At 33.9% G+C, this 11,621-nt stretch carries 10 protein-coding genes; 2 read left to right on the forward strand and 8 right to left on the reverse strand.

All coding sequences use genetic code 11. The annotated features are described in order from the left end of the window. Positions 1 to 3: 3 nt before the first annotated feature. The 3 genes from M2373_RS09105 to M2373_RS09115 form a co-directional block, all read right to left on the reverse strand. Positions 4 to 936, reverse strand: coding sequence for an endonuclease (locus M2373_RS09105; RefSeq protein WP_259109843.1), 933 nt, complete (start codon positions 934 to 936; stop codon positions 4 to 6). A gap of 379 nt (positions 937 to 1,315) precedes the next feature. Beyond that, positions 1,316 to 1,987, reverse strand: coding sequence for a tRNA (guanosine(37)-N1)-methyltransferase TrmD (gene trmD, locus M2373_RS09110; RefSeq protein ID WP_259109845.1), 672 nt, complete (start codon positions 1,985 to 1,987; stop codon positions 1,316 to 1,318). Then, positions 1,984 to 3,246 (reverse strand): NAD(P)/FAD-dependent oxidoreductase, encoded by a 1,263-nt coding sequence (locus tag M2373_RS09115; RefSeq protein WP_259109847.1) that lies wholly within the window; start codon positions 3,244 to 3,246, stop codon positions 1,984 to 1,986. Before M2373_RS09115 ends, trmD begins: the two co-directional genes overlap by 4 nt. 65 nt (positions 3,247 to 3,311) lie before the next feature. On the opposite strand from M2373_RS09115, the gene M2373_RS09120 reads away from it, so the two are divergent. Beyond that, complete coding sequence (locus M2373_RS09120; protein ID WP_259109849.1) at positions 3,312 to 4,175, forward strand: glycoside hydrolase family 25 protein; 864 nt, start codon at positions 3,312 to 3,314, stop codon at positions 4,173 to 4,175. Here the strand turns inward: M2373_RS09120 and M2373_RS09125 are convergent. From M2373_RS09125 to M2373_RS09140, 4 genes are all read right to left on the reverse strand, one after another. Next, positions 4,172 to 5,815 (reverse strand): alpha/beta fold hydrolase, encoded by a 1,644-nt coding sequence (locus M2373_RS09125; protein WP_259109850.1) that lies wholly within the window; start codon positions 5,813 to 5,815, stop codon positions 4,172 to 4,174. The two genes, M2373_RS09120 and M2373_RS09125, sit on opposite strands and share 4 nt — an antisense overlap. A 158-nt stretch (positions 5,816 to 5,973) precedes the next feature. Further along, complete coding sequence (locus tag M2373_RS09130) at positions 5,974 to 7,104, reverse strand: 8-amino-7-oxononanoate synthase (protein ID WP_259109854.1); 1,131 nt, start codon at positions 7,102 to 7,104, stop codon at positions 5,974 to 5,976. Positions 7,105 to 7,150: 46 nt separating this feature from the next. After that, a complete protein-coding gene (locus tag M2373_RS09135) occupies positions 7,151 to 7,669 on the reverse strand; it encodes a DUF1761 domain-containing protein (protein ID WP_310468210.1) in 519 nt (172 codons plus the stop codon). Positions 7,670 to 7,829: 160 nt separating this feature from the next. Continuing rightward, on the reverse strand, positions 7,830 to 8,459 hold the full coding sequence (locus tag M2373_RS09140; RefSeq protein ID WP_259109857.1) for a hypothetical protein: 630 nt from the start codon (positions 8,457 to 8,459) through the stop codon (positions 7,830 to 7,832). Between the two features lie 101 nt (positions 8,460 to 8,560). On the opposite strand from M2373_RS09140, the gene M2373_RS09145 reads away from it, so the two are divergent. After that, positions 8,561 to 10,453 carry an ABC-F family ATP-binding cassette domain-containing protein gene (locus M2373_RS09145; RefSeq protein WP_259109860.1) on the forward strand — a complete coding sequence of 631 codons (1,893 nt, stop codon included), beginning with the start codon at positions 8,561 to 8,563 and terminating at the stop codon, positions 10,451 to 10,453. 77 nt (positions 10,454 to 10,530) lie between these two features. Here M2373_RS09145 and M2373_RS09150 read toward each other — a convergent pair whose 3' ends face one another. Continuing rightward, positions 10,531 to 11,589, reverse strand: a complete 1,059-nt coding sequence (locus M2373_RS09150) for a Gfo/Idh/MocA family oxidoreductase (RefSeq protein WP_259109862.1) — start codon at positions 11,587 to 11,589, stop codon at positions 10,531 to 10,533. Positions 11,590 to 11,621 lie beyond the last annotated feature (32 nt).

An 11,621-nucleotide genomic window follows, 5' to 3' on the forward strand; every position in this document is an offset into this window, starting at 1 on the left:
ATTTTATAAACTTTTGAATTTAACAAAAACCGGAAAATGATCGCTATAGCCTCCCAAATATCTCGTACCCGCATACGTTCGAAAGGGTCTGCCTTCAAAATTCCTGTCCCGACTGCTAATTTTCTCAGCGTTAAACACTTCAGCGTCCTGAAATGAGAAACCATCATTATCAAAAAGTGATTTTGACAATATAATCTGATCAAACAGCAGTCCAGATTTATAATGAAAAGTAGAATAATTTCTTGTGGAAAACAACTCTTGAAATGGGTTCTCCAGAACCTTTTCTTGGGCGTTGTCGTAGAGAATTTTTACTAAATTTTCATCATCTGGGTTTTCATTAAAATCACCACACAGAATAACGTGTTCCTTTTCTTCATTCACAATATTCAATATCCGCCCCCGGATTTCGCTCATTATAAAGTCTCTTTTTGGTTTATTAACATCTTTTTCTCGCTTAGAGGGAAGGTGGGCGATAAAAACATTAATAATCTCTCCTTTATATTTCACTCTTGAATAAAGTACATCCCTAGTTGTATCGTAATTTTCTGTGTTTTTGTTTATAATTTCAAAGAAGAAAGTAATAGTTTCTGAATCTATAACTTCTACTTTATTTTTATCATATAACATAGCTACATCTACCTTTCTTTCATCCATAGAATTGTAATGTACAATTCCGTATTCAGAATTAAAAGGATCCATCTGCACAAGATCTTCCAAAACTTTCCTTCCGGAAACTTCGGACAATCCGATCATAAATGGCAGAACGCCATTCTCCTCCTTCATCAATTGAAATACATGAGATATTTTAAAGAGTTTGTTCTTATATCTTTTTTCGTCCCAGTTTCTTAGTCCTGATTTGGTAGGATCTAATTTATGAACTGGCTTCGGATCCGGTAGAAATAAATTTTCTACATTATAAAAAGAGAACAGCTCCATCTACAATCTTTTCAATTCTTTAAAATATACATTCGCTTTCAGAATGTAAATTTATTATTTTTTTTGAAATATGGTTAATTTATTTATAATATATTCATATTAATTTTATATTCAATTCATAACGATGACATTAAATAAACATAACCAAATACTTATATACAGTTTAAAATTTCAGTTAATTAAGAAAATCACTTAATCAAGTAAGATAAAAACAGTATATAAAATTTAAAAAACTTAGAATAAAATATATTATAGATTACATTTACAGCCAAGTATTTAAACCTCAATCCCTTTAATTGCAATTATTGTTCCATTCCGTAAATAGAACCGTAAAAATGTGAAAAAAAAGGTTGAGGTTAACGAATTTCTGCAACTTTTTTTAAAGTAAATCGGGACGTTTTTCTTTAGTAATCCTCACAGCTTCATCATGACGCCATTCTTCAATTTTACCGGAATTACCGCTTAATAGAATTTTTGGCACCTCTAAACCTTTATAAACTTCAGGTCTTGTATAAATAGGTGGTGACAGAAGATCATCCTGGAAACTATCGGTAAGAGCGCTTTGTTCATCATTTAAAACGCCCGGAAGTAAACGGATAATAGAATCTGCAAGAACACATGCTGCCAGCTCTCCACCTGTAAGAACGTAATCTCCTATAGAAATTTCTTTGGTAATATGTAAATCTCTTACACGCTGATCAATCCCTTTATAGTGTCCACACAAGAAGATCAGATTATTTTTGATAGAAAGTGTATTGGCTATTTTTTGATTTAAAGTCACACCATCCGGTGTCAGATAAATGACCTCATCGTACGCTCTCTGAGATTTCAGTTCAGAAATACATTTATCTAAAGGCTCTATCATCATTACCATTCCTGCTCCGCCTCCGTAAGGCTCATCATCAATTTGCCTGTGCTTATTGATTGACCAGTCTCTCAACTGGTGAAAATGTACTTCTACCAACCCTTTATCCATTGCTCTTCTTAAAATAGAAGTCTGAAACGGACTTTCCATCAGCTCAGGAAGTACGCTTATAATATCAATTCTCATTGTACTGTTTCGTTTTTCTTATTTGGCAAAATTATTAATCTTAAAGAAGAATCTTTATTAAAATAGCTCCACATCCAGTTAAAAAATACCGCCAGTTTATTTCTTACACTTAAAATTAACATCAAGTGTAAAAACATCCAGAAATACCATGCCAGAAAGCCCTGGAATTTTATAAACGGTAAATCTACTACTGCCCTGTGTTTCCCGATGGTAGCCAATGAACCCTGATCGTCGTATTCATATTCCTGCCATTCGGCTTCACTCTTCTTTATCAGATTTTTCCCTAAATTTTTCGCCTGATTAATGGCTACATTTGCTACCTGAGGATGCCCCTGAGGATATTTCGGAGTCTCCATATAGGCAATATCTCCTATCGCAAAAATATTATCATAGCCTTTGATTTTATTATATCGATCTACGATGTATCTGTTTCTAATTAATTTTTCTTCAGGAAAACCATCCACAACATTTCCGGTAACTCCGGCTGCCCAGATTACATTATTGGAAGCTATTTCTTTTCCGCTCTTCATGAAGACTTTATCTCCGTCATAATCGGTCACATACTCCTCACTCAGAAAAGTCACGCCCAAATCTTTGAGATATTTTTCAGATTTCTCCTGAGCTTCCGGACTCATGACCGCTAAAGGTTTTTCGGTGGAACTGATCAATATAATTTTAAGGTGATCAAAATTCATATAAGGATAATCTCTCGGCAGGATTTCCTTTTTCATTTCTGCAAAAGCTCCGGCCAGTTCTACCCCGGTGGGACCACTTCCTACAATTACAATATTCCAGTTTCCGTCATCACTTCGGCTTTTTTCAATGATCAGTTTTTCAAAAGTCATCAAAACATGATTTCTGATGCCGATTGCTTCCTGAGTATTTTTCATTCCGAAAGCTTTGCCTTCAAGATCTTTATTACCGAAAAAGTTAGTTTTACAACCTGTTGCAATGACTAATTTATCATACGTAAACTCAGCTTCATCCGTAATCACTTTATTATTAGCCGGATCAATTTCACGAACCTCTGTTAAACGGAATTGAGTATTTCTTGACTGCTGAAAAATTTTCCTGAATGGAAAGGAAATATTGGAAGGTTCTATCCTTCCACACGCTACCTGATAGAAAAGCGGTTGAAACATATGATGATTTACTCGATCCAGAACAATTACTTTTTTATTTTTATTGTTCAATGTTTTTGCAAGTTGCAGTCCCGCAAAACCTCCTCCTATAATGATGATCTTTTCGCGTGTTTCCATAGTATACAAATTTACTGATTTTATTTAGCATTTAGAAGTGAAAAAAGCTAGTTTTGCAAAACTTTATGTCACCAAAAAAGTACACCAAAAAAACTGCCAAAAACATTCACAAAACACGGAGAAAGAATTATTTTTTCCGTAGAAAAGTGGTATTGGCTATTTTGATCATTGCTTTAATAGGAACGGGATTGTACTTAAAACAGTCCATCAGCTATTATTATGCTTTGTACTTTAACAAATTCACTCATAAAAAACTTCACAACTCTGAAAAGGAAACCCTGAGAATTCAAAGAATCATCAGCAGTAATCTCGATAAAACCTATGGCTTTGATATTTCACATTATCAGAACAGAGAAGATATCAAATGGGACAGTTTAAGCATCGGAAACAAAACCATTCCTCTGGAGTTTGTAGTCATGAGAGCCACGATGGGCAACAGAAATGCAGACAAACATTTTGATGAATTCTGGGGTCAGGCAAAAAAATACAATCTGGTCCGCGGTGCCTATCATTTTTACAGAGCCGATGAAGATCCTGTGATTCAGGCAAATAATTTTCTAGAAAATGTAAAACTGGAAAGTGGTGACCTCCCTCCGATTCTGGATATCGAAAAAATCCCAAAAAGAAAAACCAATAAAAAACTGATTGAAGACTTAAAGGTATGGTGTAAAATCGTTGAAGAAACTTATGGTGAAAAACCTATCATTTACACCTACTACCATTACTACAAAGATTTTCTGAAAGGGGAGTTTGATGATTATCCCCTTTGGCTGGCCAATTATAACGATGTCCCTACTCCATCTCCTGATACCGACTGGGATTTCTGGCAGTTTACAGAAAACGGAATCGTTCACGGGATCAACACCAAAGTAGATGTAGATATCTACAATGGAAGTTTGTGGTCTTTAAAGAGACTTACTATCGATTAATTTTTCAGAAAATCGATCACATCTTTATTCAGCTCGTCAGCAATTTCGAAAGGAAGATAATGCGAAGCCTTGGGATAAATTTTCAGTTTTGTATTGGGGATTTCTTTTGCTATCATTTCGGTGTGCTCTTTTTTGATTACGTCATTTTCTCCTACGATAACAAAAACCGGATTTTTTATTTGACTTAAAGACTTCTTATTGATATTCGGTTCGTTCAACATTAAATTCAGCAGCCTTTTTTCAGTATCATGTTCCCTTTGATTGGCAAGATCCATAAATTTCACTTTACTTTTAAAGTTTTTCAACAATTCTACATCAACACCCTCAGGAAAAGTATTGGCTCCTATAATGATCAGTTTATTTAGATTTTGAGGATATTTCAAAGCAAATTCCAATCCTGTATTTCCACCATCACTCCATCCTAAAATATTGATTTTCGTTAGATTTAAATGAGTCATTAGATTGTTAAGATCATCAGCAAAAATTTTATAATTTAAATCACCTTTCGTAAAATCTATGCTTTTACCCTGAGCCCTTGTATCAATAGCAATAATTTTAAACTGTTTGGAAAGTTCAGGAATCTGTTTATAAAATTCCTGTATGCTTCCTCCGTTTCCATGAAGCAAAATAAGAGGCTCACCTTCTCCATACGTTTCATAATACAATTCTGCATCATTTAATTTCACTGTTTTTCCGACAGCATCATTTTTACCGTAAACAGAATTTTCAGATTCAATAGTGTATTGACTGATATCCGGTGTGAGCACAGAAGCTCTGTCGTTATCTTTTACTTCGTCTTTGATATTTTTACCGTTCTTATCCACTTTTACATCAATATTTATAGCAGGAGCAGCAATAGACATCTTCTGCCAGTCTCCATAAAACTCTCTGATAAAACCTGCCCTGAATAGTGCAGCACTGATTCCTATCCTGCCTTCAAATCTTTTCAGAAACTGAATTCCAATAAAAAATTTGCCCTGCACCCAAATATTCTGATCATTAACATCTATTGTAAATGTTCCGTCTTTTATCTTATCCTCCGCCAGTTCAACAGTAATTTCTTCATCCAGAATATTTTTATCCGGCAGCCCGTTTTTTTCACTATAGACACTGTAACGCATTAAAACAGGCTGATCTGATTTATAACTTGCAATATTTAAGTTGATATTTTTGATTTTAGATCTTTTATTCGTGCTAAATTCCAAAGCCGTTTCGCCCAGAAAATTTTCATTATTAAATGATGGATTTACCGAATAGATGACATGTTTCGTTTTTGTATTGACTCCCCAGTTTTTATCTACCAGTTTTTTAGGTTTGATCTTTATTTCCTGAATATTTTTAACCTTTTCGCTTAAAACAATTTTTTGTGGATTATTCTTGATAAATTCTCCAATATTCTGGGTATAAACTTCATATCCGGGTACTTCAATTTTCAGTTTATGAGATGTATTTGCTTTGGAAAGATCAATAGAAAAATTTCCTTTTTCATCAGATATAATCCCTTTTGACTCTCTTTCAACTCCAATTTTCACATAAGGAATCGGTTTATTTTCTTCTTTTGAAAAAACTGTTCCCGAAACAATTTGCGCATTAAAATAAAAAGCTGAGAATAATAGAAATAACGAATTGATTTTTTTCATGTTAAAAGTTTGCAGCAAAAATCAATAATTCCGGTAACAAATACTCATAACAGGATATTAAAATTAATTTCGTTTGTGTTAAAATTATTTTAAAGAATCACCAGACAGTGATCATTGTTATAGGAAACATCTAAAATTTCAAAAACAGCATAGATATTTTATTTAAAAGGTTTCCTTTGGACCCAATCGATTTTTGGAGAAATTGAAGGAAAAACAGAGCTCATGAAAGGATTAATGATAAAACTGTTATGTCTTATTAATCCAAAAATTTCAAAAGGTTCCGCTCCTACAGTAGATTTAATTTCCAATGCTGTTCTTCCGAAAATAACTCTTTTAAATTGATTGGTAACAGCAAACTCAACCATATCAAGCAGCATGTTCAGATATAGCTGTTTTTCTTTTTGAAGTTCTTTATTATATCCTAAAAAATAAGTATCAATATCCTCTGAATTTAGAATTAAAGTATAAAAACCTATTAACTGTCCTTCTAAAAAATATCCAAATATTTTAAAATTTCGTCCCAAATTCTCCTTCATACTTCTAAAATGATTTTCCGGTAAGAAAAAAGTATTGAAGGGTGCATTGTCAGCAACATTCTGATACAATAAATCAAGTTGAGTCTGGTAACGGATAATGTCTGGTAACGAAAGTTCTGACTTTTCAGTTTTCTCGATTTTTTTCCGGGCAGATTTGGCTCTCGTTCTGTATTTTTTAGAAAAGTCATTGAGATAGTCATCAAAACCCTTCCAGTGATCTCTTATTTTCAACATCATATTAGGCTGAACAGAAAATCTGAAATAAGATTTATATTCATTTCCCTTAAAATGGGTAATAAAATTAGCCTGATAATCTTTATAAATTATTAAAGACGTTTTTCTGATTTCGTTTTGCATCTTATCAACAGCGTCATTTAAAAGCGGAATTACCTGCTCAAGATTAATTTTTTCCGGATTAAAGTAAAATCCGTTCTGTCCGGTCAGCATATTATTTCCCAAAATCATCACATCGCGACTTAGTTTCTTTGCAAAGAAATTTCTAATGTTACACCAAACTTCATTTTTCTGAAAAGTCGAATGATAACGAAAACTCAGATATTGAAATAAAGCTCCCCCAATTAATTCTTCATGCTGAAAAAAACCGATCAAATAGCAATCCATGTTCTCAGGAGAGGAAGTTTCCAGAACATGAAAATATTCTTTGGAAAGCATGATATTATGATCTCCAATAATCAAATTCCAGTTCTCCGGCAAAGCTGAAGAACTTTTATATATTGTTAATTTATATGACATAAAAAAGGCCACAAATGTAGCCTTATCTTTTTAAATGAGTTATCTTTTATTTCTGAGTTACCCAATGAAAACCATCAATAGCATACCAGCCACAAATAATCCCACCCATAATGGTAATCGTAACCGTCCAGTAAGCTGTATTGATCATTGTATATTTCCAGGATTTCCTTTCAAACATTGCATTAATTGCAAACATCGGAAAAACGAAGAAAGCTCCCGCCATAAAAGAATGTAAGGCACCATGGCCAAACGAGCGATACGCCATGCCGTAGTCTTTCATAAAAGCAGCATAAGAATCTTTGGCATTCATTTCATCTCCACCAACCATTCCTACAGCTCCAAACTGATGAATTGTAACCATTTGCAGGAAAAAGGCTACCAAAAAAGATAAAATAACCGCGAAAACAAAGACAAACCCCATATTTCCGCCCTGTATTTTCTCTTCAGAAAGTCCAGCTTCCTTCATCCATACACTTCCGAAAACCTTTGGATTATACCAGATAAATCCCACAATTAACGGAATCAAAGCGGCCACAAAAATGGCCCAAAAGTTAATCTGTATCATAGTTTTAATTTTTAAAATAAGCTATATAAAGCTACATTAAAAAACAATACAAAATAAATTTAATATAAAAATACATTCATTTTAATTATAAAATCACAAACAAAATACCATTTAAAGAATAATAATTTAAAACAAACAGATATTTAGTTATAATTTCAATTTAAAATAAGAGATTAAAAACCTGCTGTATAAATCCAAATGACTTTCGAGGCTCACTAATAAAATAATATATCATTTGCGGTAGCGCAGTGGAGACTTCTAAAACCACCGCGAATACAGGAACCATTAAATACAAAATCACAGGAAATTTTCGTTTTAAGGAAAATTCTTTAATCATCGTATTCCAGATAATTTTCATTCTTTCTCTTTCATGCCATAAAATCAGGAAGCAAAGGATAAAATACAGGATAAATCTTTTTACAAAAACCGTTGCGAGATCCTCAGGCATAAAACTGATATCCATCAGCAGAATATTAGCCGCAATAGGGATGAAAAAGAAAACTCCCAAAATCACGGTTCTGTGGAAAAGCAGTAAAAGCCCGGTGATGATCTGAAGTATTCCGACTACAGATTTAAAAGGTTCATGATCAAACAAATACCACATCACCCGGAATAAAGACAAATCTTTAATAGGCATAGACATTTCCTTTGCGGAAATTCCAAACTGTCCGTGCTCAGTTAATTTTCCGGAGCCGTAGAGTATAAAGATTACAGCCAGTAAAAACCTCGCTACCAGAATAAAATATTCCCAATATTTCTCTCTTGGGACAGATCTCAATTTTGTTATCATGATTAATCGTTTTTTAGTATGAGTTTATTTAAAAGTTTTCTTGTTACATTTTCGTACTTTTGCGGCTCAATTGAAATTATAAATCAAACTACTATATTCTAATGAATTACGTTTCTGTCGAAAATCTTACCAAATCCTACGGCATCAAAGTTTTGTTCGAAAATGTCTCTTTTCACGTCAATGAAGGTGACAAAATAGCCATCGTTGCCAAAAACGGAAGCGGAAAATCTACCCTTTTAAAAATATTAATGGGTAAAGAAATTGCAGACAGCGGAAATGTGATGATCAATAAAGATATTCAGGTAGTACTGTTTGATCAGGAAATTGATTTTGATTCTAACCTTACGATTGATGAATTTATGATGACTTTGGATTCAGCGCCTATCCTGGCTTTGAAAAACTACCACAAGTCACTTCATTCCACAGACCATGATTTTATCGAAAAGGCATTACTTGATATGGAGGCCCATAAAGCCTGGGATCTTGAAAATGAAATGAAGCAGATCCTTTCGCAGCTTAAAATCACAGATTTGGACGCCAAAATGGGAACTCTTTCGGGTGGTCAGATCAAACGTGTGGCTTTGGCGAAGTTATTAACAGAAACAAGAGCTGAGCACCGTCATACTTTATTAATTATGGATGAGCCTACCAACCACCTTGATGTAGAAATGGTGGAATGGCTGGAAAGCTACTTAAGCAAAGCAAAAATAACTTTACTTCTGGTAACTCACGACCGTTATTTCCTTGATGCAGTCTGTGGGATAATCTGGGAGATGGAAGATAAAAACCTTTATGTTCACAACGGTTCTTATGCCACGTATCTTGAGAATAAAATGATCCGTGAAGATAATCTGAATGCCACCATCGATAAAGCCAACAACCTTTACAGAAAGGAGCTGGAGTGGATGCGAAGACAGCCTAAAGCAAGAACTACAAAATCTAAATCGAGGCAAGATGACTTTTACGAGACCGAAAAAATAGCCAAAACTGATACCCGAAAAGAATCTTTAGAGCTTGATTTCGAAATGAAAAGGCTTGGAAATAAAATTTTAGAGCTTAGAGATATTTCTAAAAGTTATGGTGATAAATTGTTACTAAAAGATTTCAGTTATCAGTTTCAACGCGGTGAAAAAGTAGGAATTGTAGGAAAAAACGGTGCAGGAAAATCTACCTTACTTAATATTATCCAAGGACTTGAGCCAAAGGATTCCGGGGAAATAGAAACTGGAGAAACGATCAAATTCGGATATTTTTCACAAAAAGGTCTTAAATATAAAGAAGACGAGCGTGTCATCGATTTTATCAAAGAAATTTCTGAAAACTTTCCTCTGGCCAATGGAAGAACCATTTCGGCTTCACAATTTTTGAGATTATTTTTATTTGATGATCAGACACAATATTCTCCAATTTCAAAACTTTCGGGTGGTGAAAAAAGAAGACTGCATCTGATGTATATTTTATATCAGAATCCTAATTTCCTGATATTTGATGAGCCTACGAACGATCTGGACCTTCCGACTCTTACTGTACTGGAGAATTTTCTGCTGAATTTTCAGGGAAGCTTAATTATTGTTTCTCACGACAGATATTTTATGGACAGGATTGTGGATCATATTTTAGCATTTGAGGGAGAAGGAAAAATAAAGGATTTTATCGGTAATTTCTCCGAATACCGTGAAGCAAAAAGCAAAGAAGAAGCGCTAGGAAAAACGACGGCCTCAAAACCTGAACCCATAAAAGAAACGATAACTCCTGCCCAGCCTGTATCTAAAAAGAAAAAGCTTTCTTTTAAAGAGCAGCGCGAACTGGAAATGATCGAAAAAGAAATGCCTGAACTGGAAGAAAAACGTACTAAAATTTTGGATCAGCTTAACAATGAAAGTGATTATGAAAAAATCGCCAAACTTTCAGCTGAATTGGAAAATCTTTCTGAAAGTCTTGAAAATCATGAAATGAGATGGCTTGAACTTCAGGAAGCTTTAGGAGAAGGATAAAAAAGTTATGAGTTATAAATTATGAGTTATGTTTATATTGTAAAAACGGCTCATAATTTATAACTCATAATTCACAATTAAGCTAGACTAATTACTTTTTGAGCATTTGAGCTCTCCATAGCAGCATCTATAATTTTCATATTCTGGATAACCTCTTCCGCAGGTGACGGCAGATAATATCCAAATACAATATGCTCATAGATATTCTGATAATAATTCATATAATTTCCCGGCTCGCTTGAGGTAAGTATTCTTTCTGTTTCTGAATTTTCATTTAAATAGTTTAAAATTCCGTCTGTTCCCTTCAAAGGCTGAGTCCAGTCTTGTCCATAAACAGGAATGGCTCCGGCTACCAGTTCATTTTCTTGATTATCGGTTCTTTCCTGTAAAAAACTTCCTTTATCTCCATGAATAACGTAGGCATAGTGTGCCTCTTTACTAAATACCGAAGACTTTAATCGTACCCTCAGATCATTTTCATAAAACAAAATAATTTCAAAGTAATCATTTGCAAATTCTTTTCCTTTCATTGAAAAAACATCAGCAAACAATTTCTCAGGAAAACCAAAATACTGAACCGCCTGATCTACCAGATGCGCTCCCAAATCATGAAGAGACCCTGAACCTGTAGCTTCCGGATTTTCTTTATGAGCCTTACCACTTGCTGTTGTACGGAATCTGTCAAAACGGATTTCAGCTTCTTTGATATTGCCTAGTTTATTTTCATTAATCACTTTTTGAACCTGCAAAAAGTCTCTGTCAAATCTCCTGTTCTGATAAACACTTAAAAAGAGTCCTTTTTCTTCCGCTAATTTCACAAGCTCTTCTGCTTCTGAGACATTTACAGTAAAAGGTTTTTCAACAATCACATTTTTACCGGCTTCCAAAGCCATTTTTGTATATTCAAAATGCGTCTGAACCGGCGTATTCACAACCACCAATTCAATATCCGCATTTTCCAGCATATCTTCTACAGAACAATATATCGTAGCATCCGGATATTTCTCTTTTGAATCTTCCTTACTTCGTTCTACAACAGCAGACATAAAAAATCCTGGGTGCTCTTTTAAAAATGGAGCGTGAAAAATTTTCCCGCTCATTCCGAAAGCACATAAACCAACTTTTATCAATTGCATAATTTTATTTTTAACAAATATATTTATAAAAA

It is taken from the genome of Chryseobacterium sp. JUb7, from assembly GCF_024806495.1.
Classification (GTDB): Bacteria; Bacteroidota; Bacteroidia; order Flavobacteriales; family Weeksellaceae; genus Chryseobacterium.